Origin of the sequence: Kitasatospora sp. NBC_01250, from assembly GCF_036226465.1 — a bacterium.
GTDB lineage: Bacteria > Actinomycetota > Actinomycetes > Streptomycetales > Streptomycetaceae > Kitasatospora.
In genome coordinates this window covers 4,598,065-4,623,282 of the sequence record NZ_CP108476.1, presented here as the reverse complement: position 1 = coordinate 4,623,282, position 25,218 = coordinate 4,598,065, and the positions used below count along the sequence as shown (strand labels likewise).

Sequence of the window (25,218 nt, the reverse complement as noted above, 5' to 3'; positions counted from 1 at the left end):
TAGTTCTCCTCCAACTCATAGGGCGGGGAGTGAGGTTGCTGCCGGGACATCCGGCGCCGAGCGGGTCGATGTGTCAGACAGCGGGCGCGCGGTCGGGGAGGGAGCGCGCGGGCGGCGCCGCGCTCTGGTGCACGGCGCCGAGCTGGTCGTTGGCGATGATCCCGAGCAGCGTGAGCGTGACGATGTGGCCAAGCGCCCACAGAGCAGCGAGGGCGGCGCCCAGCGGGTCGCGCTGCTCGCCGCGGTGGCGGCCCCTGCGAACCAGGTGGTGGGTGTCGGTGGCGTCCATGACTCGCTCCCCTCGGCCTGCCCTCGTGGGCCGGCCGGTTCAGCGTCGCTGCGCGGGGGCGCAACTCGGAACGTTTCCAGGGGGTTTCTGATCGATGCCGACCCGCGCGACGACGGGTAGCAGTACGCTCACCAACGGTGCCTACAAGGGCGGGGGCTTGAGATGAGCGCAGACGTTCTGGCGGTCCATCCACTGACCTATCTGATGCAGTTACGCGGCTGGGGAAAGATCCAGTTCGCGCGCATGATGTGTGACCACGGTGCCTCGTTGAAGATCCACCTGGCGACCAACCGGACGCTGGTCTGGAAGTGGGAGCAGGGCCAGGAGCCCGAGCCGGACGCGCAGTACGTTCTGGCTGACATGCTGGGCGTCAATCCCCGTACTCTGGTTGCGAATCCGTGGCCGAGCTGGCTCCCCGTCTGGGAAGTGACCGGCATCATGGCGCCGTGGACGAAGGCCGGTACCGTGGACGTACTGGTGGAACTGGTCAGGAGTGGTCATATGGATCGGCGGGGCTTTCTCACCATCACCGGGGCCGCCATGGCCACCGTCGCCGCGAGCTGGGCCTCCGCCTCGCCCGCCTTCGCCTCCGCCCTGAACGGCGATCAGGTGACGGACTCCATGGCCGACACGCTCGAAGCCCGGGTGGCCACCCTCCAGACCCTGGATGCGCAGATGGGCGGCGCCCGCCTCATCGAGCAGGCCCGCGGCGACCTGGCGATCATCATCAGCCTGCTCAAGCAGGGCCGCCACACCGAGGCGGTCGAGGCCCGCCTGTACGGGCTCGCGGCCCGGGTCAACTACATCGCCGGCTGGATGGCCTACGACAGCGGCCTGCGCTCAGCCGGCCAGCAGTACTACCTCGGCGCACTGCGCGCGGCCAAGACCGTCGGCGACGACGCCCTCGGCTCCTTCCTGCTCGCCGAGATGGGCGTCCATCTCTCCGACGACGGCAACCCCGCCGAGCGCGTCGCCCAGGTCGAGACCGCGCTGGCCAACACCTCGTCGACGATGCAGCCCGGCGTCCGCAGCTACCTCGAACTCCACCACGCCGAGAGCCTCTCCCGTGACGGCCAGCACCAGCAGGCCGGCTCCGCCCTCAACCGCGCCCACGACCTGTGGGCCAGGAACGGCAGCGACCAGCTCCCGACCTGGCTCTCCTGGTACGGAGACGCCCAACTCAGCTCCACCGAGGGCAAGATCATGCTCCGCTCAGGACAGTTCGACCGCGCCACAAGCGCCCTCGCCTCCTCCATCGACCACGCCGTCCCCCGAGACCAGGCCGTCCGCGCTGGCCGCCTCGCCACCGCCCGCCTCGCCGGCAAGGACCTCGACGGTGCCCTCGACGCGGCCAACCGCGGCCTAAGCCTCCTCGAAACCCAGGTCCATTCCGTCCGCGCTGTCGACCGCCTCACTAAGTTCGAGGGCTACCTCAAGCCCCACCAAGCCGAGCCGGCCGTCGCCGAGTTCCGCGATCGTCTTCGGGCGCTGCCTGCAATGGCCGCTTGAGAAGCCTGGCGACCAATTATTGGGCGCCATAGTCACGGGACGATTGTAGGAGCTGATTGCAGGTTGGCGGCACCAGATTACGACTTCAAGAGCCTGTCGCCTTACGACTTTGAGATTTTTGCCCGCGATCTACTTTCAGCGCATGACGGTCTCACGTATTCCACGTATCGCGTAGGTGCTGATGGCGGTGTTGACCTTCAGGCTAATTCGTCAGATGGTCTAGTTATCGTTCAGTGCAAGCATACCCCGGATGCGAGTAAGGCCACGGTCGCAAGGCTGGCACAGGCCGAGGCAGTCAAGCTTCGTCATCTCAACCATATGCCGCAGCGCTATGTATTTATGACGTCCGCTGATATTAGCCCGGTGGCTGAGCGCGAGATCTCGGAGATTTTCCAGAGCTTGGCTCCTGATATAGAGGTTCGCGGACGAGGGTGGTTGAACTCCGCGCTGGCTCAATACGAGCACCTTGAAAGGCGTCACTTCAAGCTCTGGCTCACCTCTACCCAGGCGATTCGCGAGATGCTTCAAGGCGGGGTGTTCCTGAGGGGCGAGTCCCGAGTTCGGCGAATTGAGCGGAATTATCTCCGATTTGTATACCATACTACTTGCAGAGAGGCTGAAGGGGCGCTCGAGCATACAGGCTGCGTCCTGCTCACAGGTGATCCTGGGGCCGGTAAGACGACGATCGCAGAGTATCTACTGTTGCTGTGGTGGCATCGTGGATACCGCATCATCGTTGACCCACGCACGGTTGACCGCTGGTGGGAGTGGTTGGAGGACGATACCCCGACGGTCTTTTTCTTTGACGACACGTGGGGTCAAACACGCCATGGGGATCATGGGTCGCGCCACTACGACAGCGACATTTATGAATTTGTCGAGTCCGTTTTTGAAAAGCGAAAATCTGGTGCGTCGGACAAATTTCTCATCATGACTAGTAGAACGCAAGTCCTGCACGACACTGTCCGTCTCAGTGATTCCTCGCGCCGAACGCTGGAAGTGATCGGTACCAGTCGAATCCGCGTGCGACGCCTTCCGCCAGAGGTGCGCGCCCGTGTTCTCTTCAACCATGTGAACATGGCTGTCTCTGAGAGTCGTGTTCGCAGTGAACTGGCGCGGGGAGGTTGGTGGCAACACGTAGCGGATCACAGGAACTATTCTCCCCGTATTATTGAACTCGTACTTCAGCGGAATCAGTCGAGCAGTGCCGGCGCTTTGCTTGGCGATCTATTCAAATCCCTTGAAAATCCGCTGGAGATTTGGGATTCGAGCTTCAAATCTTTGCCTGAATATGATCAGCGGATGTTGCTAACGATGGCAATGATGGATTCTCAACGGGCGAGGTGGCAGAAACTTGCGAAGCGACTGGAGGGGCTAGCTACTACTGATTCGAACCTGGACGCTGCAGTGGAGCGACTCGACGATTCATGGATCGCTCGCGAGACTGTCTATGGCGAGTACTATCTAGCGCTTCTGGATCCAAGTCAGCGTGATTATCTGACACGTTACTTGTCCAATAGTCCGGCGGCCATGTCCGATCTTATCGGCAGAGTATCAGAATTCGGTGACCTGGTGCCGATCTGCGGGCAGGGAGAGGCGCCTGAGCTGGATAGTCAGCAGAAGCTCTTCTCTGTCGGGGAAGATATTTTGCGGGATGTCCTTGATTTGTGTGCGGTACCTCTTCTGGGGCATATGAGGATACTTTGGGATCGCCTCGCCGAGGAAAGCCTGGAAGCGCTTGATGACGGCCAGCCGCCGGACTCACTTATTTCCATGTTCGAGTCTCTTGCGCAGCTTGTGCATTTTCATGCTGATCGATACCGGGCTTTTTCTGACGGAATTAGCCTGCCGTCCGACTGGTTTGAAGGGGCAATATCTGGCATTATCGATGCCGCTGATCTCATGGAGATTTTTGATATCGCCCAGCTAGTAGAGACCGTGTCGCTTCTGCATGAGATTGATCATCGATGGAGCGCTGGTCGAATCTATCGTGGATATTTCGCTCATGCGGTAAGCCGCCTTCACGAAGCCTGTTGTTCTATTTGGAATAAGAGGGAGCGGGAAATTTCGGAAAATGATCTCAACTATGCCTCCGAAGTCGTGGAAGCTGTGGTGAAGAATTCTGGCTCGCTCGTCAGTTTGGGATTGTCGGTAACCTCGACTTCGAGCACCGGGTATATTGACGGCCTGCTGGTCGCTTGCATTGACAACGGTGAGCTCCTGGATGAGATCCATGATGGACTCGATGATATTGAGCATGTCTTTGGGGCAGCTTTTCCCGATGCAAGGAGAAAAATCCTCGAGCGGTCCGATGACGCGGAATATGAAATTGTCTCTGTGAAGGCTCCATTGTCTACGTTCCGCTCTGAGGGCGGGTCAAACCCCCCTCTCCTCTATGGGGCAGGTTCTCTCGGGGCTTTGTTTCGATCCCTTGAGTCCCCCAGTTCATAACCTTGAGGGAGTTGGCAAGCCGGAAGGCACGCCGAAGGTAGCGGTGCCCGGGCCGGGCCTCCGCTGTCTGCGGGCGCTGGCCTCCACCGCCGACAACCGGGCTAAGACCAGAAGTCTTCACGGATTTCAGCGAGATGGTCTTCTTGGCGGGCTCGCCGGTCCCAAGCTTCAGCGATGTGAATCAGCAGGCGCCGTGTGCGAGGCCAGTCGGTTCCCACAGTTTTTGCGTATCTCTGGTACATATTGGCCCGGGCTCGCTCAGGCTGGCCTCCAGTATCCAGGCTCCTCCAGGTGGCCCCTTCACTGCTGAAGACAGTAAATATGATGCCGCTTTCGAGGTCGCTACTGCGAACGTCTTCGATGATCTCGCGCACCCGCTCTCCAGGCCATGTTCCGTCTGGGTCTTCGGCTGTTCGGCCGAGCGACTGGCCGATGAATTGATCGCCTGCATGCAGGAGGTTGCGTCGGGTCAATTCTGTACGTGCGTCATGTACCCAGTCCTCAAGGCTTGGGTAGCCGGGGTCATCGCTGCCCGGCGGCATCCGCCAAGATGTCAATAGCCGATATGCCTGTGTGGAGAGCTGGCGCTGATCCTCGGAAGGCTTCCGCTCTTCGTCGCTTTGCTGCCTGGAGTAGATCACTTCGATGACGTCGGTAAAAAATCCTGGGTCACGCGTCAGTTCCTCATGAAGCACGCGCGTCGGGCGCTCGTGGGGTTCGAGCAGTGGCAGATAGCGCCATTCAAGTCGTGTCAAATGCTGGCGGTCGACCTGATCCTGCGTGTACAGGAAATCTAGGAGCATTGTGACGTTGTAGATGAACGTCGTGACATGGCTGATGTCTTTCGGAGCGGCGTTGTTCAACGCCTGGATGACTAGGTCGGGATCAACCGCCTGGTTTGCATGGACGTCGAGGCCGAGTAGCTCGAGGGCTGCGTTTGGGTGACCAGTCTCGAGCAGCGTCCCCACAGCGCGTGCCCGATCTGCAGGAGGAATCAAGAAGGTGGGGGCGCCGGCCCAGTACAGGTCGCGCACCTCCGAGCCAAACAGGTCGACACGGTCGAAAGTGTCGGCGTCGGCCGTGAGTTGCTGCAGGAAGGCAGCGGTGCGAGCGGCAGGCCATGTCTTGGCTCGGTCCAGGAAACTGCTCGCCCACTGCTGTCCGCTGCCTTCGAAGCGGGCTTGGACATAGCCGCTGGCGAGCTGGCTTCGCGAGCGCTCTGCCGTGGCCAGCTCCACGATGATCTCATTCTCGACATCATCGGCGCCGATGCGGCCGAGTGCTTGGCCGAGGCGGAAGGGAACTTCGCACTGGGCGGACAGCGCCCAGATCGCATCGAGTCCACCGGCAGCCAAGATCTCCTGCGCTGCGTGCCGCTGCCGCTCGGCGACTATCTGTTGCTCGGCAGCGTAGTCCGCAGTCCCGCCGTCCGGCAGCTTCACGTGGCTCGCGAACAACCAGGCTGTGCTCGCTGCGTCATTAGTGCTCAGGCGGCGCAATTGCTCGTCGATGCGATCGACGCGCTCGGCAGGCATGGCCCACGGGGTATTCGGGAAGCGCCGGTGGGCGCGCACCACTTCGCGAAGAGCATCCAGAACCGCGGTACGGTCCTTGTCCTCGAAGTGCTTGGAATCGACCCCTCGAAGCTGGCCGAGGATTGCGTCGCCGAGGGCCTCGGGCAGCGACGGTAGCACCGAGATCAGAGCAGCCCAACGAGCGCCGTCAAGTCCTACATCGTGCAAGAGGCGCTCGACAAGGGGAGCAGCCTGAACGAGCCATTGCGCGATGCCGCCCTGATCCTGCTGGTTGTCGGGCCACTCACGCCATTGCGGCTGGTCGGTGGACTGGCCAATGGAGTGCGGAGTCGGCAGCAGGGAGATGACAAACGACCAGGCGATATCCGGAGCGGCACGCTTGCGCAGCATGTCGATTACCTTGAACCGTTGCTGAGCGTCGGCGGTGGTCTGCGGGTGCCAGGGCAAGAAGATCTGGTTCAGACTCTCGGCCGGGCGGTTGCCTCGCCGGCCCCCCGGGTCGCGCTCAGCCAGACGCCCCAGCGCCAGCGCAGCAGCACCTAGGTGATCGACAGACCAGGCGAGCCGCTCCAGAGCCCACAGCAGGCCAGTGTGCGCGGGAGAACCGAACGGCGTGTCTGCCACCGGCGGATCGAATACCGTTAGGAGGTTGCCGTCGTCAGCCACCCCGACATCGATTGCGTCGAGGAACTGCTCAGGTGATGCTTCGGCCAAAAGCGGCAGCACCTCAGACAGGGACGACCAAAGCTGCCCTGATCGCTCGTCGTTCGCCGAAGCGAGAATCGAGTGAACGATGGCGTCTGCGAACTCCTGCCCGGTACATCCGACCGACAACTGCTCGTCCCCGCTTCGTGTGGCGATCATCGCGAGGGTATCGGCAAGGCTCGAGCGCAGCCGGGACGAGAACGGGGCGACATGCCCGAATGCTCCGGCCGCCCACCGCTGGTTCGGTTCGAGTTCGAAGGCTGGGTCGACCGCACTGAGCACATCGACGGCAGCCTTCTGGAAGCGCTGGAGTGTCTGCCGGGTCGCCAGGCGCCAGAGCAGGGCCCAGGCGTCCTGCTTTTCTACGGTGAACCACACCCGGCCTTCGCGGCGCACCGGCGTGTCGGCTTCAGCTGCCCAGCGCGTACACAGAGCCTCGACCTCCTCGAATGGCCGACCAGTCAGGGAACTGAGCGTTCGCTTGTCTCCGTCAAGGTCGTCACGCCATGCCCCGGCGAGAACCAGAGGCACGACCTCGCCGCCCTGGCCGGGTTGCGCCCAGGCAGGCCGTGCGCTGACCCCAACTGCGAGCCGTCGACGCAACGTAAGGAGGCTGCGTCGGGCGAGTCGGGCCAACTCATGGGCTTCCTGCTCGGGGAGACCAGCAGCGACAAGTGCCTCCTGTGCCGGCTCACGTCGCAGACGGGCGAGAGTGATCGCGATGCCAGGGTGAACCGCATTGCCGTCGACGGGGACCGCGACGTGATGGCCTGCATCGACGGCTTCGAGGGGGCGCGGTTGGGGAAAAGTCGGAATCAATACGAGGGAACTGCTGACCCCAACCCGGGCCAGTACCTCGTCCCAGGCCCCGGCCGTGCGCACGACCAGGGTCCGGGCTGCCAGGGTGATCCGCTCCGGTTCTGGTAGCTCCAGCAAGCAGGCAGCGATGAACGCGAAGGCATCCTCAGCGGACTCGCCGACCACGAACAGCTCGGATGGCTCGCCGTGTAGCCAGGCGAGCACCGAGCGGACCTGTTCGTCACGCCCCGCAGTCATCAGTGCGGCCGGAAGCGGCGGCGCGGTGTACGTGGACCACGTGGCCCACGCGCTGACCAGATCCGCTGCGCCGTCCGGATTCCGGCCCAGCATGTGGGTGACCCGCAGATGTACGGCCGGAGTCTCGTCCAGCCACTGCTCCAGCGAGTCCGCATCGTAGGCGCGCACGTCCTTCCATACGCCCTCCGCGCGCTTCGTCAACGCCCAGCTGTCGCGCTGGCTCCAGCGGCGCGGCGTGACGAACACGAAGACCGTCTCGGACGGCACCAGACCCTCTGGGTCACTCGTGCGAACTTCGTAGTCGTCGTTCGCCTTCGAGGTGACGTCCTCGTTGACGCCCATTTCCCATGCCGACTGCCCCTCGGGAACCCATGCGTTGCCACGTCCGGTGGCCACGACGCCGTCCCATCCGGGCTTTCCGGTGCCCTCCCCTGCGCGAAAATCCACCCGGCGCAGATCCCGGACCGAGCCTGCCACCAGCATCCTTACCAACTCGGGCAGTTCGTGGCGTCCGGCCATCCGGCCAGCCCAGGCTTCAAGGTCCAGCGCGTCAATCAGCCAACGGCTGGTGCCGCGGAGCCGGACCGACGGCGCAACCGTCGTCTCGGCCTCAGCTTGGAGTAGCGTGCGCACCTCGTCGACATCGAAGCGGCGGTGGCCACCAGCGGTGGTATCGAACGGAATCTGCCCATTGCGCGCGTACTTCCGGACTGTGTCCGGGCGCAAGCCGAGCGCACTTGCCACCTGGGTAGTCGTTGACGTCCGATTCATGAACTCCATGCTGTCACAGTTGGATTGACCTCGATGCGCCGCGCCTGCTGACCGGTGACGAGCAGTCGATGCCGCGGCCGATGAACCACCGATACGGCCTGTCCAGCTCGTCCGGATCGCCGGGTGTATCGACCGATGGATGCCGGGCACACCCGGCACCGCCGTGACTTCGGTGGCCATGCTGGCCACTTGGCGGGCGGGCCCCGTAAGGGCGGAAACCGGCCTGCCGCAGTATGGGCTGGCTCTGATCACCTACCCCACGGACGATGAGCCCGCCGAGGCCCACTCCACTGTCTCCACCGCTCGAGGCCGCCAGCTGGTGGTCAGGCTGAGCGATGTCACCTCGGTGGCATCGCCGAGTGATCCTGAAGCCCGAATTGCCGTTGGCTGAACGGATGACGCTCAAGGATCTGCCTGGCTTCTCGGCGCCGCTGAGAAGTGCGATGGAACAGAGCAACGCCCGTGATGACTACATGGGTGAAGGCCAGCATGACGGGGGACAACCGGCGGATCAGCAAGTAGGTGATCAGCATCCAGGGACCGGCATGGACGGTTGCTTGGACGACCAGCGAGATCTCGTGGGTCATGACGGACCACCTCCAGCGGACTTCGGCAGCTGGCCCAGTGCCGACTGCTGACACCAGGACACCGCGATCGGAGGAGGAGACCTGTGCGAAGGTGGGCGTTCTCCAAGTCGGTCGGCAGCGGTAGCGTGAGCGAGTGCCCTCGACACTGAGCCCTGCCGATCAGGAGTTGATCGACTTCGCCGCCAATCACGAACTTGTGGTCTCGCCGAAGCAGCTGCGGGTTTGGCGTGAGCGTGGCCTGCTGCCGCGTAACGTGCCGAGTGGTCTCGGGCGGGGCTTCGGCAGCACCTCGCGGGTGCCCGTGGGGGCGAGAGAACTGGTTGTCTGGCTTGCCGAGCACGCCCAGCGAGGTGGACGACCGAGCGACCTGGCCTTACGTGCCTTCGCAGACGGCCTTCCGGTGCCCGAGCGAACGGTCCGAGCTGCGTTCCGTGTGGCGATCGACCGAATCGAGTTGGAGGCGGAGCGATCCGAGGCCGTGGTGGGGATCGAGGGCCCGAAACGGGCAGAACGAGTTGCCGATCTTGTTGTCGAAACCAGGCAGTTCGCGACGTTGGTGCCCGCCCGCGTCCGGCGGATCGACGATCGCATTCGAAAGGCTGGCCTGGACGGGGCCCCGCAGGAACTGGCTCAGCTGGACCGGGGCCCGAGTTCGCCCGAGCCGGTGACCGTCAGGGACTTCACGATGATGGCCGTGGAGGCCATCCTGCTGGGTGGCCCGGGCATCTTCAATCAGGGCGTCGGTGATGTCGCTCGGATGCTCGCGCCGGCGGGGTCCGCGAACCCACTGGCCTCCATCGTCGAACACCTGGACGAGGACCCCGAGGGGGTGTCGGTGCAGGACCTCGATGGTGCGATCCCCGCCGGCGACTTGCGCGACCTGGCGCGCGAGGCCGTCGAGACCGCCCCGGCGGAGATCCTCAAACTGGGCTGGAAGGCCGTGGACGAGCTTCATGCCTGGGCCGAGAACCTCTGTGAAGCCGTCGAATCCGAACTGGGTGCAGTTCCTCTGAAGGGACAAATTCGGTTGTGTCGTCACCTCTCGTCGGACAACGAGTCAGAAGCCGCTGCCGATTGCCAGAGGCTCCAGCCCGGTAGGCGTGCGATAGGTTGCCCGCCATGACCGAGCTTGGACCCGTCGCCTGGCCGCCCGCCGCAATCAAGACGGAGCGGCTCGTGCTCCGTGAGCCCGAGGCTCGGGACCGCACGGCGTTCATTGAGCTGCTGGCGTCGCCCGAGGTGCACGCCTACCTCGGTGGCCCCCGGCCACGCGAGGAGCTTGAGCGCGAGATGCCCGAGGTGCCCAAGCGGTGGCCGGGAAGTTTCGTCGTTGATCTCGATGGGGTGATGATCGGTCAGATCCTGCTTAGGAGATCACCGGAGCACCATCGTCCGGCTGCTGCGGGGAAGGTCGATCTCGGGTACCTATTCCTGCCGCGGGCGTGGGGATTCGGGTACGCCGCCGAGGCGTGCGCGGCAGCACTCGACTGGTTCGACGGCGTCCTCCCCGGCGAGCCGGTAGTGCTCGCCACTCAGACCGCCAACGTCGGCTCGATGCGCCTCGCGGAAAAGTTGGGATTCACCGAGATGGAGCGGTTCCATGCCTGGGACGCCGAGCAGTGGCTCGGCCTGCGGTCCCCGGTCACGCCGTCGGCTTGAGCTCTGCTCGACCGCGCGGACCAGGCCACCGATCGCCGTTGCCTCTACGAAACGCCGCGTGCGGCAGTGCTTCCCAGCTTCGCTCTCGGCTGCCTAGGTGCTGCCGCGATCAAGCGGACAGGGCATATTTTCGCTGGTCGGGGGTGTGGTAGAGCCGCTCGTGCTCGCGGGTGGCGTGGTAGCGCCAGTAGGGGTCGAGGTCTCCGTTGGAGACGACGGCCCGCAGTCGCAGGACAGCTTCGGCGCCAGGCAGGCTCCAACGGGCGCCGGTGATGTCAAGGCGGTCGGCGATCAGGTGGCGGCAGGCGCCTTCGATCGCGCCGGTGGCGATGGGCCAGCCCTGGTCCAGGGCGGTGTCGTAGTGGAGTTGGTCGAGGTGGCCGGTCAGGTAGCGGTGGCATGAGTCGACGGCCTCGCGCCGGGCAGCCGTCAGGTGTTCCCGGTCGGCCTGGGCTGTCATCTCATCGGCGGTGCGGGCGGCGTGGCCTGCCAGGATCGCGGTCAGACGGTCGGCGACCCAGGCCTCGGCCTCGGTGGTGCCGGGCTGGTGGAGGGCGTGGGCCGCGGTCCAGATGTACTCGGCGACGTGGACGAAGTCCAGCAGTACGTGCACGGTGACGCCGCGGCGCAGGGTCTCGGCGCTGATCAGGTCGAGCTGGTGGCGGGCCCCGTCCACCAGGACGACCCAGGGTCGCAGGTGCTTCGGGTCGCGGGCTTCGGCCTGGTCGAAGGCGTCGGCGATGACCTGCTCGGGCGGGCGAACCAGGGAGGCGGTGCACCACTTGTGCTCGGCTCTCGGGCCCGGGCGGGCCGTCCGTTCCTCGCTGCGGCCTCCGGGTGGGTGGATCACGTCGTGGGGGCGTCTGGGTGCGGGGCGGGTGTCGAAGACACAGGCCACCGTCGCCATCCGCTTGCGGTTCGGCTTCTCGCCCGGCGCGAGCCGGCCGCGATGTCCGGTCGCTGCTTTCTCGGCGGCCCGGCGGGTGGCCTCGCGCAGACCCTCGGGCCGCATGACCACACCCTTGCCGTCGACCTGCAGGACCAGCGGCATGTCCCGGCTGCACGGGACCGGAATCCTCGCGCGGTAGAACGCATCGACGTCCACGGCCGCGGCGACCACGAGTTCCTCCAGGCGTCGTTTACCCAGTACTTTCCCGCAACGGCGCGTCACCGCTTCCTGGGCCTGGTCGAACGAGCCGCGCACTGATTCGGTGACCGCGAGCCTGCGCAGGCCCATCGAGTGCCGGCCGGCGGGCAGGGACAGGGCGGCGTCGGCGGGGTGGACGTTGCCCGCGCCGGGGCCCCGATGGGCGACCCGGGTCACGCGGACCAGCCCGAACACGGTGGCGAGCCAGCGTGCATGGCCTGATTCGCGCCAGGGCCTTGGTCCTCCCTCAGGGCCGAGCACGACGGGTCGCGCTCCGGCGCGGACCTGGTCCTGCTCGCGGTGGGCGCGCAGGTCCAGGTGGTCCTGCAGCAGCTGCCGCAGTAGGTCCCGCCCGGCCGCGTCCAGGTGTTCCTCCAGTTCGGCGTGGGTCCATGTGTCGGCCTGGCCGCCTGACAGGGTGTCCGTCAGCGTCTCGAAGGCACTGACCGAGCGGGCAAACGGGTCAGCGGTGGCATGAGGGTCGTAACGTGTCATCTCCGGGGCTCTTCTCGTCCTGCATCCGATTGGGTCGTACCTTCGAATCTAGGCGGAAGAGCCCTACTGTCCTACCGCTGAAGCGAGTTGGGCGAACTGCCGGTCCGGCGGCGGGCCGTGGTGAACAACCCGGGGGTGTCCTCGTCCAGCCAGCCCCGCTCCACCAGCCGCTTCAGCTTCGACCGGGTGCCCTCGATCTTCGCGGCCGACACCGGCAGTCCGATCCTGGGTGCGATCTGCTTGGCGCGGACCGCCCCCGGCGCATCGGACACCACCTCCACGATGTCCCGGTAGTCCGACGGCAGGACGTCCATCCCCATCCCGGGCTGCCAGTTCGGCACAGCCAGCACCCCGACGACCTGCCGCTCGACCCCCGCATACGCCGACACCACGCGCTCAGCCACAGGCGACTGTCGCACCTCGACCGCCACCGCGGGCACCGGAGACGTCATCTCGGCGAGCACTTCGGCGACCGTCTCCCGCGCGATCCGTAACCTGTCGAGCCCTGCGCAAGCCGCGCTGAGCCTCGCGGACACCTCGGCGAGTTCGGCTTCCAGCTCTTCCACCTGAACCCGGGCAGCGGCCTCGCGAGCCTCCAGCTCCTCGAACAGCGAACCCATCAGACGCCCTCCTCCACCTTCACGGTAGAGACGAACTGCCCCGAGCACAGCCCCAAGCACCGCTCCCGTAACTCAACCCTTCACTCCAGAAGAGCCGCACCCATCGCGTATCGCCATGCCCGGCCAGGTCTGGCGCCTGGCCGCCAGCGACCCGGCCGGTCCGCTGTTCGTAACCAGCTACGGAGCAGATCCTCTGAAGATCGTGCTGAGCGCCGTCGACCAGCGCGGGCAAGTGCAGTGGCGACGCGACTTCCCCGGCACCGGCCGCCCCTGGTCCCGTGTCAGCGCCCAGGGCACCGTGTGGATCGCGCGGCCCGAAGCGGCCTGGCACGTCTTGGAGGAGATCGACGCCGACGGCCGCACCCTGAACACCGTCGTCCCGTCCTGTCAGCCCGGCGAGGACATCGGTACCTTCGTCCTGCTCCCGGACGGCTTCTGCATCGCCTGGGCCGCCTCCCCGCCCAGGATCCGCGGAGCAGCGCCCCTGCGCGAGCCCCGCGTCGCCCGCTACAGCAGCGCCGGCCGCCAACTGTGGTCCACTCCTATCCGGCTCGGCGACCTGTCCTACCCCGGGGTGGTCGAGCTGAGCGAGGAGAACGGCTGGACGCCGCAGGCCAAGCGCCCCTGGACACCACGTGGGGTCCGCAGCGCCTACCACGAGCCGCTGCTCGTCTCCGGCGACCGCGTGGCCGCGTCCTTCGAAGACACCAGCGGCCTGGCCTGCACCTTCCTGATCGACCTGGAAACCGGGCACACCGTCGCGGTCACCGCCCCGGCCCCCGGCGGCCACAAGGCCATCGCTGGCGACGGCGCGTTCCTGATCGGCGCCCAGGGCTACGGCGCCTTCGAGACCGTCCTGCTTACCCGCGACGGCACGACGACCACCCGCTGGCCCAGCCACGGCACCCTCACGATCACCGCAGACGGCACCATCCGTACCGCGGAGATGGACAACCGGCAGCCCTCCCCCACCCAGTTCCGGCGCCTGGCACCGGACGGCGAACTGGGCGAGGGCCCCCACCTGCCCGGCTACTACACCGCCCCACCGGCCACCGACACCCACGGCACCACCGTGCTCTGGCGAGGCGGCAGCCTTACCGCCATCGACGCCGACATGGCCCCCCACCACCTGCACACCCTCCCCGGCAAAGGGATCACCACCCGGACCCTCATCCTCGAAAACGGCCTGGTCGCCCTCGCCCTGGACAGCGACCTCCACCTCCTCCCCACACCCCTTGGCCCCCTCGCACACGGCCCCTGGCCCTGCGCCGACCACAACCTGGCCGGCAACCCCACCCACACCAGCTGACGACCACCGCACCAACGTCACAGAGCCGCCAACAACGAACCGGAACGAGGCAGCTACGCTGCCTGCCTATCTGGACCAGGGGGAAGCATGGACGCCAGGCCACCATGGGACCAAGCGCTCGGATTCTTCAAAGGTGAACTGGAGCAGCACGGGCGTCCCCTGGAGGACCTGACCCTGGGTAGGGCCTGGTCGGCCTTCCAGCGCTTCGGACAGCAGCGCTTCGACACGCCCTCCACACCCGAGTCCGACGGACTGCTCTTCCAGTACGGCACACACTCCTTCTACGGGCCGCCGAGATTTCTTGTCAGCCTCACCCGGCAGTTCGAGGTCAACGACCACGACGGCGAACACGACCACTTCGTCCACATCTGCTGCGAACTGCGGTACCGGCCCAACCCGGCCCTGGAACGCCTCGGTAGCTTCAACCGGTGGTTCTTCCACGACACCCGACACCAGCACCACCGCCCCCAAGCCGCGCGCCCCCGACTTCCGCGGAAACGGCGGCTTCGGCTGGCACCTGGTCACCACCCTGGCCGACCACACCGACATCCACCTGAACCCGCCCGGCGGCAAGACCCTCACCGCCACCATCACCATCCCCGGCGGCACCGAAGCCAGCCGCGACTGAGCCCCCCTGCGCCTGAGTACGTCACCGCGACGAACTTCAGGGGGCCTCCGTGGGTCCGTTCCAGTGAAGGGCCCGCAGGAGGCCCTACTCGCACGCCTCCACTACGGGTGGTTCCTGGACCCACCGGATCGACGCGGTCGAAACTCGCACCCACCATGACGCGAAGGCGGGGCTGTCTGATCCTTTGTGTATGGCCGGTGCGGTGGTGCTTGGTGGTGCCTACTGCTGGGTGACGCGGTCGCCGTAGAACTCGGCGAGGGTGTTGATGGCTTCCTTCCAGTCGCGGGTTCGGCCGGTGACGTTGGCCCGGTTGGGCTGTGGGTTGCGGATTACCAGGTAGAGGACCTTGATCGCGGAGTCGTCGTCGGGGAAATGCCCGCGTCGGCGGGTGGCTTGCCGGAAGCGGGAGTTGAGGGACTCGATCATGTTGGTGGTGTAGACGACCTTGCGGATGGCCGGCGGGAAGCGCAGGAACACGATGAAGTGCTCCCAGTTGCTCCGAAGCGCCGTGATCATGGCCGGGTAGAGGGCGCCCCAAGCAGTCGTGAACTCCTCGAACCCGGCCTCGGCGGCGTCGGCGGTGGGAGCGGTGTAGACCGCGCGCAAGTCCTTCGCGATCGGCCCCCAGTGCTTCTTAGACGCGAACCGCAGGCTGGAGCGGACCACGTGAAGCCGTCAAAGAACAACACGTTGCTTCGCGGGAACGATCTCGTTGATGTGGTGTGCGAATATCCGACGAGGTGCGGGGCCAGCTGGCGCGACGGTTCGAGGTTCTTCTCCCGCATTTGAACGAGCGTCAGCAGCGGTTGGCGCTGGCGACCGAGGCCCGACTGCTTGGTCACGGGGGCGTGCGCCTGGTCGCGCGGACGGCCGGGGTCAGCGAGACGACCGTCCGCAAGGGCGTCTTCGAGCTCGAAGCCGGGGTCGAGCCGCTGCCCGAGGGCCGCGCTCGGCGCCCCGGCGGTGGGCGGATGCGGGCCGAGGCCGTTGACCCGTCTCTCGTCCCGGCGCTGATGGCGCTGGTGGAACCGGATGAGCGTGGTGATCCGATGTCGCCGCTGCGCTGGACGACGAAGTCGCTTCGGCACCTGGCCGCCGAGCTGTCCCGGCAGGGACACCGCATCACCGCACCCACGGTGGGCCGGCTGTTGAAGGCGCACGGGTTCAGTCTGCAGGGGACCGCCAAGACCCTGGAAGGCGGTCAGCATCCCGACCGGGACGCACAGTTCCGCTACATCAACGAGCAGGTCAAAGGGCACCAGGCCTCGGGCGAGCCGGTGATCAGCGTGGACGCGAAGAAGAAGGAACAGCTGGGGCAACTGCCGATGGCCGGGCAGGAGTGGCGCCCGGCCGGCGAGCCCGTCGAGGTCGAGGACCACAGCTTCTTCGCCGGCCCGCGCGTGGAGACGGTGATCCCGTACGGAATCTACGACATGACCGCGAACACCGGCTGGGTGAACGTCGGGGTCGACCACGACACGGCCGCGTTCGCGGTCGCCTCGATCAACCGCTGGTGGCAGGCCCGCGGCCGACACGACTACCCCGCGGCGTCCCGGCTGCTGATCACCGCGGACGCCGGCGGATCCAACAGCTACCGCTACCGGTTGTGGAAGGCCGAACTGGCCGCGTTCGCCGCTGAGACCGGCCTGACGGTCACGGTCTGTCACTTTCCGCCGGGCACGTCGAAGTGGAACAAAATAGAGCACCGGCTGTTCTCCCACATCACCATGAACTGGCGCGGCAGGCCGCTGACCAGCCACGAAGTCGTCCTCAACACGATCGCCGCGACGACCACCCGGACCGGGCTGCGTGTCGAGGCCGCCCTGGACCACGGCTCCTACCCGACCGGCATCGCGGTCAGCCGCGACCAGCTGCTGGCCCTGCCGATCACCGCGCATGCCGACCACAGCCGGTGGAACTACAGCATCGCCCCGGCCGGCGGCACGGTCGCCCCACCGCGCGCCGACGAGCGCACCGCAACCCGCGAGCGGACCCTGCAGACACTCGCCGATCCCCGCCTGGCCGGCATGAACAGCCGCGAACTGGAGGTGCTGCAGGCCCAGTTGGCCCCGGCCCAGGCAGCCCGGACCGAACAGCGCCGCTACGTGCTCCGCGGAGGTCGGCGCGTTGCCACGACCGGCCGCAGCCGAGCACTGCTGTCGGATGCGGACGAGGTCCTGATCACCGTCGTCTACCTTCGTCAGGTCTGCCCGCAGAAGGTGCTGTGCGACCTGCTGGGGATCAACCCGGTCACCATCGGCCAGGCCATCAAGGCGACCCGGCAGTTACTGGACGAGCAGAAGATCAGCATCACACCGACCGTCGTGCGCTACTTCACCCGTGCCGAGGACCTCCGCGCCTGGGCCACCGACGTCGCGCCGGCCGAGCACCCTTCAGCGATTCCGACCCACCAGGCCCTCACCAGCCCGGCCTTGACCGGTACGAGCCGCGAGGCACTGCATACCCTGCTTGAGGAGCTGATCGTGCCGTACGCCGCCGCGATCGAACAGCGCCGTCACCGCCAGCGCGGCGGCGACCGACGCCCCGGCAGCCGCGGCGGCGTCTTCCGGCAGAAGATGACCGACGGCGACCGGATCCTCGCCACGATCCTCTACCGGCGTCGCGTCTGCGGCCTGGACCCCCTCGCCGAGCTGTTCGGTGTCTGCCGCAGCACGCTGTGGAACGCGATCAAGGACGTCCTGCCGATCCTCGACGCCCGCCGCATCGACATCACTCCCGCCGAGCACCGGCACACCACAGCAGCCGACCTGCTCGCCTCGGTCAACGAACCGCAGACGGAAGACCATGGGGACAGACACAGATAACCAACGTGTTGTTCTTTGACGGCTTCCGTGAACCACGCAGAGCTGCACGTCCGCGAGCGGCCAGACCGCATTGATCGACTCCGGCAGACCCTTCAATCCGTCACAGCAGGCCACCAGGACGTCCTGGACGCCGCGGTTGCGCAGTTCCGTGAGCCAGGTCAGCCAGGTCTTGGCGCCCTCGCCGCCGGTGCCCACCCACATGCCCAGGACGTCGCGCTCGCCCTCCAGGTTGATCCCGACCGCGACGTAGACCGGCTTGTTCGCCACCGCACCATCCCTGATCTTCACGTAGATCGCGTCGATCAGCACGACCGCGTACACGCGGTCCAGCGGACGCTGGCGCCACGCGGTGACCTCGGCCTGGACCCCGCTGGTGGCCCGGGAGACCAGATCGCGGGAGACCTCCATCCCGTAGACCTCGGACAGGTGGCCCTGGATCTCACCGGTCGTCAGCCCCCGCGCGTACAGCGACAGCACCGCCGCGTCGAAGCCCTCCACCCGGCGCCGGTGCTTGGGCACGATCTGCGGATCGAACCGGCCGGCCCGATCCCTGGGGATGTCCAGGTCCACCGGGCCCACCTCGGTCAGGACCCGCTTGCGTGAGGTCCCGTTGCGGGCGTTGCCCGACCCGGCTGCAGCCGGGTCGCCCTTCTCGTAGCCCAGGTGCTCGGCCATCTCGGCCTGCAGCGCGCTCTCCAGGACCATCTTGACCAGTCCGGTCAGCAGTCCGCCGTCCCCGGTCAGCTGCAGGCCCTCACGCCTCGCACGCTCCACCAGCGACTCCGCCAGCCCCCGGTCCAACTCGGCCAGTTCCGCCATCTCCGCCCCCGTCCGCACCGTGCTCTCGCGGGACACCTCGTCCTTGCTGCCCATAAGTGATCCTTCCCGGCAGAGACCCCGTCTCATGCCTAAATGGGTCACACCGGGTCATACACAAACTCGCGGACAGTCCCTCGCCTCCCGGGTCCGCGGCCAGGACGTGGGTGGAGTCGGTACGCTGCGTGGTGCGCTCGCTCACGAGTCCGGCGTCCTTCAGGCGCGCGAGTGCCAGATCGAGGAGTCGGTCGGCGCGGTCGTCCTGGGCGAGACGCTCACGGAAGTCGGCCAGCACGCTGTGGTGGAACCCGGGATCGTCCAGCTCCAGGGCCATGGCGTACTTGAAATCGATGCGGCAACGGACCGCCTCGGCTGCCTGACGGTCCGACAGGCCGAGCAGGAACTGCAGCACGCAGACGGTGGCCAGCTGGGCGGGCGAGAGTCCGGGACGCCCGTCGCGCGGATACCAGCCCGCGAAATCCTCGTCGCACCACAGCCCGTCCAGCCGGTCCCGCACCCACATCGCCGTCGTCCCAGCCGGATTGCTGGCCCGGGCAATCCTTGCGGTCAGAGGCGGGACCTGCTCACCGGAACGGGGGCGGAGCGACAAAGAACACCTCGGCAGCTGTATCGGTCTACGAACAGCCCGAGCATGCCCACCGATCACACTCGCACACCGCGAACTCCGAGATCACCGACAGAGTCAAGCTAAGAACTTGGTCATGGATCTCGAGGACTCCGGCTGCCGGGCCCGCTACTTGATCAGAGACCGGGACCGGAAGCTTCCCCACCTGTTCGACGACGTACTCAAGGACGCGGCTATCGAGGTGGTGCTCAGCGGCATCTCGGCGGCATCCTCCACGAGTACCAACATGCCGCCTGACCAGCCTGGATGAGGTATTCGGCGAGTACAGCGCCCATCACGATGTTGAGATGTGAACACTGCCCAGGTCGACGTACCAGGACTGCGGCTCGACGAATCCGCGTACGTCGCCATGAGGGCTCGGGGCTGCGCTCGTTGACGACGAAGGGCCAGCCGTCGTCTTCCGCGAACGTATGTGGCACCATGCAGAATGAATAGTCTGTTTGTCTATAGGAGATTTCGATGGCGGTTAGGCTACGTCCATGCCCCAACTGAGTGAGGCGTCGCGCCTGCGACGGCGCGATGACATCGCGGCGGCCGCGATGCGATGCTTCGCGCGCCATGGGTTCTCGGGCACCTCCATGGCGGACATCATCCGCGAGGCGGGGTCCTCAGCCGGTTCCGTGTACTCCAACTTCGAGAACAAATCCGAACTCGTCCGCTACGCGGCCTCCAGCGCGCTCCAGGACCTCATCGCCGCAGTGACCGCCGAGCTGCCGCTGGAACGCACCCCGTCGAGCGTGCTCCTGCATCTTCTGCGGGCGAGCGCCGATCGGACGCACGCGCAGACTTTGCTGCAGATCTGGGCCGAGGCCCCCAGGGTCCCAGGGCTCGCGGACGTCGCACAGCAGACCACGCTCGAGTTGCGTGCCCTGATAGCGGCCCTGCTCATGCCGTGGTGTCGGGAGCAGGCTTCGATTTCGGCTCCACCGAAGTGGGAGGCCGACGCACTTGCCGATGCGGTTCTCACCGCACTGCAGGGGTTCCTCGTGCGGCTGACGATCGATCGCGACGCCGACCCCCAGTTCCTCGCCGACCGCACAGTGGCGGTGTTCCTCCGTCTGTGACTCGCCTTAGGCCGCGAGACGCATGTACCCTCCCCCTTAGGGAATGGTTGTTCTGTTTGATCGGTCATGCTCGCTGTCACGGGATGCGGCGGAGCCGCGCACGACTGGTCCTTGATCGGGAGGAAACCCGATGACGCTCACTGGTGTGCTGGCCGGTCCGATTGCCGGCTTACGGTACGAGACCCCGACCGTTCATGGTCTGACGAATGAGCGCGGGCAGTTCCAGTACGAACCCGGCGAGCGCATCGCGTTCCTGGCCGGAAACACGTCCATCGGTCATGCGCCGGCACAGACGCGGATGCACCTCGCGCAGATCGTCGCCCGCGTCGACGGAGACCCGGGCAAGCTGAAGGATCCCGGTCTGACCAACATCGCGCGACTCGTCTTCTCGCTCGGCCGCGACGGGATGCGGGACAACGGAGTCGACATCGCCCCCGAGGTCCACGACATCATCGGCGACCGACGAATCGACTTCCGGCATGACGCCGACTACACCGGTACCCACGTGACCGACAAGATTCAGGACTTCACCGACGATCCCGTCATCCTTGAACTCTTCGAGGAACTCAACCGCGCCGGTGTCTTCGCCGGCGGCACGCCTAGGGGGCTCTGCAGCCCGGCGAACGCCCGCAATGAGCTTCGCCGGAACGCGATGGGCATCCTCCGTTTCCGCGACGTCATCATCCCCCTCCGGAACGGATCCCACGTGTTCGCCGACGTGTTCCGCCCTGCCGAGCCCGGCCACTACCCGGTCATCGTCAGCTGCGGCCCCTACGGCAAGGCGTTCAACCACCACTCCATCGGAACGGACGCCGACCTCGAGCACCACGAGCAGGAAGAAGAGGACTACTTCTTCGGCAACCCCGCCGGCCTCCAGTTCGAAAATCACGAAACGGTCAACACCACCGACTGGGTGCCCGACGGGTACGCCGTCCTCCGCGTCGACATGCCCGGCGCCGGGAAGAGCCCTGGCCGACTCGCCCCCTGGGGGATCGCCGGCGCCGAGGCCTTCCGGGACGCCATCGAATGGGCCGGCGAGCAGCCCTGGTCGAACGGCGCAGTCGGCCTCTGGGGCATGTCCTACCTCGCCGTCGGCCAGCACGCCGCAGCGAGCCTGCATCCGAAGCACCTCAAGGCCATGATCGCAATCGGGACTGACGTGGACCTCTACGAGGAAGTCGCCTACAACGGCGGGGTCCTCAACGAGCAGTTCTTCCCTGTCTGGAAGCAGGCCGGATTCGTCCCAGCGATCGTCGGCGAGCCCGACATCGCCGACTTCACCCGCACCATGAAGGACAGCCCTTTCAAGGACTCAGACCCCGATGCAATCTTCGGACCCCGGGCCGAAGTGTTCATGAGCCCCGACCTGACCGGGGTCACCGTGCCCCTGTGGTCCGTCGCCGCCACCACGCACTCGGCCCACTTCCACCAGCTCGGCAGCAGCGAGGCATACCTGAAGACGCCCACCCCGAACAAGAAGCTCGACTTCTGGGAGGACTGGTTCCAAAAGTCCTACGCCCAAGACACCGTCGCCCGCCACAAAGCCTTCTTCGACCACTGGCTCAAGGGCATCGACAACGGCATCATGGACACCCCTCCCGTCCGGCTCGAGATCCGCACGGGCAACGGCGCCTCCTACATCCAACACGAACACGAATGGCCCATCGCCCGCACCGAGTACACCAGGTGGTTCCTCGACGCGGCCGCCGCAGCCTGGCAGAACGACACCGAGCGCGGAATCATCCGGCGCCTCACGACAGCCAACCCCACCGCCGCAGACGTCGTCGCATACTCCGCAGATGTCGCAACGGCCGATCCGCGGACAACTGGCGCGACATTCATCAGCGACCCCCTGACCGAAGACGTCGTCATCGCCGGGTACGGCAAAGCACAGCTCTGGGTGTCATCAACAAGCTTCGACATGGACCTGTTTATCTCGATCCGCGTCATCGAGGAACACGATCGCGAAGTCGACTTCACCGGCATCACCACCATGAACTACCCCGACCGCATAGCACCGCTCACCAAGGGATGGCTCAAAGTGTCGCACCGCAGGATCGACCCTGGCCGATCGACCAACTACGCGCCCAAGCACACACATCGCAAGGCAGACCACGCACCCCTGACCCCCGACGAAATCGTCCAGGTCGAGGTCGAGATCATCCCTACTACCGGATACCTTCGCCGAGGCCACCGACTGCGCGTCGACATTCAACCCTTTGACGGCGCCGCGCACGGGATGCGTCACGCCTACGACGCCGACACCCACACCCGAGCCGACAACCGCCTCCATACCGGCCCCGATCACACCTCATTCATCCAACTGCCGATCGTCCCTCGGTCAACGGGGCAATGACGTAGCCGCCGGTAGAGCTCGCTGAGCCAAGCCGATATCGGCCACCGGCTCGGCCTGGACCGCAATGACGTCAACAGCGTCATGGGCCGCCTCGAGGGCCGCCATCAGGTCGACCGTCGAGCCGACCCCGCCAACCGGCGCCGCAACATCGTCACCCTCACCGCCGCCGGTCGCCCCCGGGGGAGCTATCGCGATTCGGGTCATCTCGTACGCGGCCCCCATCTGCGCCGGCGTAGGTAACAAGTAGGCAATGCGGAGGCAGCACGTGGCGATCGTCGAAGCGGGAGCGGCCCCGATCCTGTTACCCGTCACCGAAGCCGTGATCCCCCGAGGCGGTGTCGTCAAAGGGTCTCGGTGAGGTGGCCTGGCTAACAGGCATGCTGTCCTGGTTGGGCATCTACCTGTCGATTTGCGTGCTTCCCTTCGACAGCTCAGTGGATTCGCGGCTTCTGTGACCCGACGTACCGGGCCGAGCCGCCTTTCGAGGCTTGGGAGACGGAACTCCACGGGCCATGAACGATCCGATGGCCTCGTGGAACCTCATGCCCACATCAGCGGCGAAGCGATGGTGACGGCCGCCTGGTAGGACTCAGCGGTCTTGTCGTAGCGGGTTGCTCTGCCGCGCCACTGCTTCAGCCGATTGAAGGCCCGTTCGACGACAGTGCGGTGCGTGTAGAGCTGGCGGTCGAAGGCGACAGGGCGGCCGCCGTGCCGGCCGCGCCGCAGTCGGTTGGCGACCTGGTCGGCCCGTTCCGGGATGGTGTGCCCGATGCCACGTTGCCGCAGCCAGCCGCGGATAGTCTTCGAGCTGGAGCCCTTGTCGCCAGGGACATGATCGGGACGGATGCGGGGCCGTCCCGGTGATCCGGGGCACTCGTATCGCGTTGCAGCATCTGGTCGAAGGTTCCGTCTCCGGCCCAGCGCCGGAACCGCGTGTGCAGCGTCCTCCAGGAGCCGTACCGCGGGCACGTCCCGCCAGGGCACCCCGGTCCGGAACTTCCACACAATCCCGTTCAGCACCGTCCGGCCATCCAGCCGAGGACGCCCCCTCGTCGGCCTTGGCAGCAGGGGCTCCGCAGATCCCATGCGGCGTCGGTGAGTTCATGACGGCGTATCACTCTGCCATGATCCACCGTATCCAAGATCACTTTGACGACACCGCCTAGCGCAGTTCCTGTCCCGCCGCCCAGCCCGGAGCGTCGAGGTTGATGGGCGAGTCGCCGACGAATTGGGCGAGCTGCGTTTCCAGCTCGGCGAGTTCGGCGGCGCCCAGACGCACTTCCCAGCGGGCCCGCACCTCGTCGAAGATCGCCGTGCTCTCGGTGATCAGCCCGATCCCGTGATCGGTGATCCGGATGTTCTTGCGGCGGATGTCGGCGGGGTCGGTCTCGGTGGTGACGTAACCGCGTTCGACGAGCGCGGCGATCGTCTTCGCCGCGGCCTGCTTGGTGATGGCGAGTCTGCGGGCCAAGTCCGAGGCGCTGTCGGCGCCGGCTCGGATGGCCCGGATCGCGTACTCGTGCGACGGCCGGGCGTCGGGGTATCCCCGGGTCGCCAGCTCCCGGACCACTTCGTCCACCAGATTGCGATAGCTGCCCAGGAGCAGCAGGGCGAGATCGGCGCCGGATCGTGAGGACATGACCACAGTCTAGATCTTCCCTTGACCTGGACAACCAGGTTGACCAACACTGGAGTCAACCTGATTGTCTATCTTGGGAGTCATCGCATGACCAGCTCTTTCGTGACCGCCTCGCCCGCCGTGGCGGGCATCACGCACCACACCGCCGAGGTCAACGGCACCACGTTGCACTACGTCTCGGCGGGCGACACCGGCTCCCCGATCCTGCTGGTGCACGGGTGGCCGGAGTCCTGGTGGGCCTTCCGCGACGTCATCCCGCTACTCGCCGACACCCACCGGGTGTTCGCCGTCGACCTGCGCGGCTTCGGCGACTCCGGCATCGCCGACGGCGACCACGACTTGGCGACCTTGGCGGAGGACCTGCACCGGCTGGTCGCCCACCTCGGCGTCGGGCCCGTGCACGTGACCTGCCAGGACATCAGCGGCGGGCCGGTCTTCGCGTTCGCGGCCACGCACCCCGGCGACGTCCTCAGCTTCACCGGCGTCGAGACCACCCTTCCGGGGTACGGCTGGGAGATGCTGGCCGACGTGAGGAACGGCGGCTCCTGGCACGTGGGATTCCTGGCCGCCCCGGGAATTGCGGAGCTGTTCCTGGCCGGCCGCGAGCGAGTGATGCTCGACTGGGCCGTCTCGGTGATGACGGTGGTGCCGGGCGGGGTCACCGAGGCCGACCTTGACGAGTTCGCCCGCACCTACGCGCGGCCCGGCGGCTGGCGCGGCACCGAGGGGCTCTACCGTTCCTCCCTGACCGGCGGCGACCGGATGCGGGCACTGGCCGAGTCGCGGCCGCTGACCGTTCCCGTGCTCGCCGTCGACGGCATCAACGCCCCCTTCACCGAGCGGACGATGCGCCAGGTCGCCGGCGACGTCACCGCGGTCACGATCCCGGACGTCGGGCATTTCGTCGCGCAGGAGGCGCCCGCCGCCTTCGCCACCGCGGTCGGCGACTTCGTCGACCGCGTCGACCGGAGCCGCTGAACGGCCGAGTCCCTGCATCGCCACCTCACGTGCCCTCTCCAGCCTGCCGCTGACGCGGCCTCGCGCCGCGGCGGGCCCGCTCGCAACCCCATGTGAATAGCTACGTGATGCGGTGGTCGAGCAACAAGTACAA

The 25,218-nt window shown here is 66.3% G+C and carries 18 protein-coding genes and 4 pseudogenes; 12 read left to right on the top strand and 10 right to left on the bottom strand.

The window, feature by feature from the left end; all coding sequences use genetic code 11:
- Nucleotides 1–73 precede the first annotated feature (73 nt).
- A complete protein-coding gene (locus tag OG500_RS19215) occupies nucleotides 74–289 on the bottom strand; it encodes a hypothetical protein (RefSeq protein WP_329581937.1) in 216 nt (71 codons plus the stop codon).
- Between the two features lie 162 nt (nucleotides 290–451).
- On the opposite strand from OG500_RS19215, the gene OG500_RS19210 reads away from it, so the two are divergent.
- Together OG500_RS19210 and OG500_RS19205 are read left to right on the top strand one after the other, a co-directional pair.
- Nucleotides 452–1,798 (top strand): transcriptional regulator, encoded by a 1,347-nt coding sequence (locus tag OG500_RS19210; protein WP_329581935.1) that lies wholly within the window; start codon nucleotides 452–454, stop codon nucleotides 1,796–1,798.
- Nucleotides 1,799–1,861: 63 nt separating this feature from the next.
- Nucleotides 1,862–4,249, top strand: coding sequence for a restriction endonuclease (locus OG500_RS19205; RefSeq protein WP_329581932.1), 2,388 nt, complete (start codon nucleotides 1,862–1,864; stop codon nucleotides 4,247–4,249).
- Between the two features lie 101 nt (nucleotides 4,250–4,350).
- Here OG500_RS19205 and OG500_RS19200 read toward each other — a convergent pair whose 3' ends face one another.
- Complete coding sequence (locus OG500_RS19200) at nucleotides 4,351–8,496, bottom strand: helix-turn-helix domain-containing protein (RefSeq protein WP_329581928.1); 4,146 nt, start codon at nucleotides 8,494–8,496, stop codon at nucleotides 4,351–4,353.
- Nucleotides 8,497–8,654: 158 nt separating this feature from the next.
- Entirely contained in the window at nucleotides 8,655–8,903 is a 249-nt protein-coding gene (locus OG500_RS19195; RefSeq protein ID WP_329581925.1) for a hypothetical protein, read from the bottom strand.
- 133 nt (nucleotides 8,904–9,036) lie between these two features.
- On the opposite strand from OG500_RS19195, the gene OG500_RS19190 reads away from it, so the two are divergent.
- Together OG500_RS19190 and OG500_RS19185 are read left to right on the top strand one after the other, a co-directional pair.
- The gene (locus OG500_RS19190; protein ID WP_329581922.1) at nucleotides 9,037–10,026 is read left to right on the top strand and encodes a hypothetical protein; all 990 of its coding nucleotides are present in this window, start codon (nucleotides 9,037–9,039) and stop codon (nucleotides 10,024–10,026) included.
- Nucleotides 10,023–10,562, top strand: a complete 540-nt coding sequence (locus OG500_RS19185; RefSeq protein ID WP_329581919.1) for a GNAT family N-acetyltransferase — start codon at nucleotides 10,023–10,025, stop codon at nucleotides 10,560–10,562. The genes OG500_RS19190 and OG500_RS19185 overlap by 4 nt, the downstream gene beginning before the upstream one ends.
- A 109-nt stretch (nucleotides 10,563–10,671) precedes the next feature.
- Here the strand turns inward: OG500_RS19185 and OG500_RS19180 are convergent, their stop codons facing one another.
- The gene (locus tag OG500_RS19180) at nucleotides 10,672–12,204 is read right to left on the bottom strand and encodes an ISKra4 family transposase (protein WP_329581916.1); all 1,533 of its coding nucleotides are present in this window, start codon (nucleotides 12,202–12,204) and stop codon (nucleotides 10,672–10,674) included.
- Nucleotides 12,205–12,275: 71 nt separating this feature from the next.
- The gene (locus OG500_RS19175; RefSeq protein ID WP_329581913.1) at nucleotides 12,276–12,824 is read right to left on the bottom strand and encodes a hypothetical protein; all 549 of its coding nucleotides are present in this window, start codon (nucleotides 12,822–12,824) and stop codon (nucleotides 12,276–12,278) included.
- Between the two features lie 115 nt (nucleotides 12,825–12,939).
- Between OG500_RS19175 and OG500_RS19170 the strand changes: the two genes are divergently transcribed.
- Nucleotides 12,940–14,133: a hypothetical protein gene (locus OG500_RS19170; protein WP_329581911.1), complete on the top strand. Its 1,194-nt coding sequence runs from the start codon at nucleotides 12,940–12,942 to the stop codon at nucleotides 14,131–14,133.
- Nucleotides 14,134–14,434: 301 nt separating this feature from the next.
- Nucleotides 14,435–14,761: a hypothetical protein gene (locus OG500_RS19165; RefSeq protein WP_329581908.1), complete on the top strand. Its 327-nt coding sequence runs from the start codon at nucleotides 14,435–14,437 to the stop codon at nucleotides 14,759–14,761.
- A gap of 219 nt (nucleotides 14,762–14,980) precedes the next feature.
- Here OG500_RS19165 and OG500_RS19160 read toward each other — a convergent pair.
- Nucleotides 14,981–15,433 (bottom strand): annotated as a pseudogene (locus OG500_RS19160) (transposase); the annotation flags it as partial.
- A gap of 50 nt (nucleotides 15,434–15,483) precedes the next feature.
- Here OG500_RS19160 and OG500_RS19155 point away from each other — a divergent pair.
- On the top strand, nucleotides 15,484–17,586 hold the full coding sequence (locus OG500_RS19155; RefSeq protein ID WP_329581902.1) for an ISAzo13 family transposase: 2,103 nt from the start codon (nucleotides 15,484–15,486) through the stop codon (nucleotides 17,584–17,586).
- A gap of 24 nt (nucleotides 17,587–17,610) precedes the next feature.
- On the opposite strand, the pseudogene OG500_RS19150 reads toward OG500_RS19155, so the two are convergent.
- Both OG500_RS19150 and OG500_RS19145 read right to left on the bottom strand, forming a co-directional pair.
- Nucleotides 17,611–18,459 (bottom strand): annotated as a pseudogene (locus OG500_RS19150) (IS256 family transposase); the annotation flags it as partial.
- Nucleotides 18,341–18,925, bottom strand: coding sequence for a transposase (locus OG500_RS19145; RefSeq protein WP_329581899.1), 585 nt, complete (start codon nucleotides 18,923–18,925; stop codon nucleotides 18,341–18,343). The gene OG500_RS19145 and the pseudogene OG500_RS19150, both read right to left, overlap by 119 nt.
- 184 nt (nucleotides 18,926–19,109) lie before the next feature.
- Between OG500_RS19145 and OG500_RS19140 the strand changes: the two are divergent.
- The 4 genes and pseudogenes from OG500_RS19140 to OG500_RS38205 all read left to right on the top strand — a co-directional run.
- A pseudogene (locus OG500_RS19140) lies at nucleotides 19,110–19,247 on the top strand (integrase core domain-containing protein); the annotation flags it as partial.
- A gap of 280 nt (nucleotides 19,248–19,527) precedes the next feature.
- Nucleotides 19,528–20,112 (top strand): TetR/AcrR family transcriptional regulator, encoded by a 585-nt coding sequence (locus OG500_RS19135; RefSeq protein WP_329581897.1) that lies wholly within the window; start codon nucleotides 19,528–19,530, stop codon nucleotides 20,110–20,112.
- A 130-nt stretch (nucleotides 20,113–20,242) separates the two neighbouring features.
- A complete protein-coding gene (locus tag OG500_RS19130) occupies nucleotides 20,243–22,468 on the top strand; it encodes a CocE/NonD family hydrolase (protein WP_329581895.1) in 2,226 nt (741 codons plus the stop codon).
- A gap of 438 nt (nucleotides 22,469–22,906) precedes the next feature.
- Nucleotides 22,907–22,984, top strand: a complete 78-nt coding sequence (locus OG500_RS38205) for a hypothetical protein (RefSeq protein WP_442907142.1) — start codon at nucleotides 22,907–22,909, stop codon at nucleotides 22,982–22,984.
- A gap of 24 nt (nucleotides 22,985–23,008) precedes the next feature.
- On the opposite strand, the pseudogene OG500_RS19125 reads toward OG500_RS38205, so the two are convergent.
- Both OG500_RS19125 and OG500_RS19120 read right to left on the bottom strand, forming a co-directional pair.
- Nucleotides 23,009–23,583, bottom strand: a pseudogene (locus tag OG500_RS19125) (transposase).
- 47 nt (nucleotides 23,584–23,630) lie between these two features.
- Complete coding sequence (locus tag OG500_RS19120; protein WP_033532175.1) at nucleotides 23,631–24,107, bottom strand: MarR family winged helix-turn-helix transcriptional regulator; 477 nt, start codon at nucleotides 24,105–24,107, stop codon at nucleotides 23,631–23,633.
- A gap of 87 nt (nucleotides 24,108–24,194) precedes the next feature.
- Here OG500_RS19120 and OG500_RS19115 point away from each other — a divergent pair, with 87 nt between their 5' ends.
- Nucleotides 24,195–25,085, top strand: coding sequence for an alpha/beta fold hydrolase (locus OG500_RS19115; RefSeq protein ID WP_329581891.1), 891 nt, complete (start codon nucleotides 24,195–24,197; stop codon nucleotides 25,083–25,085).
- Nucleotides 25,086–25,218: the final 133 nt, after the last annotated feature.

Excerpts from the sequence above, each read along its gene's own strand:
- OG500_RS19115 (WP_329581891.1), top strand. The coding sequence starts at position 24,195 with ATGACCAGCTCTTTCGTGACCGCCTCGCCCGCCGTGGCGGGCATCACG.
- OG500_RS19200 (WP_329581928.1), bottom strand. The coding sequence starts at position 8,496 with ATGGCCACCGAAGTCACGGCGGTGCCGGGTGTGCCCGGCATCCATCGG.
- OG500_RS19210 (WP_329581935.1), top strand. The coding sequence starts at position 452 with ATGAGCGCAGACGTTCTGGCGGTCCATCCACTGACCTATCTGATGCAG.
- OG500_RS19215 (WP_329581937.1), bottom strand. The coding sequence starts at position 289 with ATGGACGCCACCGACACCCACCACCTGGTTCGCAGGGGCCGCCACCGC.
- OG500_RS19180 (WP_329581916.1), bottom strand. The coding sequence starts at position 12,204 with ATGACACGTTACGACCCTCATGCCACCGCTGACCCGTTTGCCCGCTCG.
- OG500_RS19135 (WP_329581897.1), top strand. The coding sequence starts at position 19,528 with ATGCCCCAACTGAGTGAGGCGTCGCGCCTGCGACGGCGCGATGACATC.
- OG500_RS19120 (WP_033532175.1), bottom strand. The coding sequence starts at position 24,107 with ATGTCCTCACGATCCGGCGCCGATCTCGCCCTGCTGCTCCTGGGCAGC.
- OG500_RS19130 (WP_329581895.1), top strand. The coding sequence starts at position 20,243 with ATGACGCTCACTGGTGTGCTGGCCGGTCCGATTGCCGGCTTACGGTAC.
- OG500_RS19170 (WP_329581911.1), top strand. The coding sequence starts at position 12,940 with ATGCCCGGCCAGGTCTGGCGCCTGGCCGCCAGCGACCCGGCCGGTCCG.
- OG500_RS19145 (WP_329581899.1), bottom strand. The coding sequence starts at position 18,925 with ATGTGGGTGCGGGACCGGCTGGACGGGCTGTGGTGCGACGAGGATTTC.
- OG500_RS19185 (WP_329581919.1), top strand. The coding sequence starts at position 10,023 with ATGACCGAGCTTGGACCCGTCGCCTGGCCGCCCGCCGCAATCAAGACG.
- OG500_RS19195 (WP_329581925.1), bottom strand. The coding sequence starts at position 8,903 with ATGACCCACGAGATCTCGCTGGTCGTCCAAGCAACCGTCCATGCCGGT.
- OG500_RS19175 (WP_329581913.1), bottom strand. The coding sequence starts at position 12,824 with ATGGGTTCGCTGTTCGAGGAGCTGGAGGCTCGCGAGGCCGCTGCCCGG.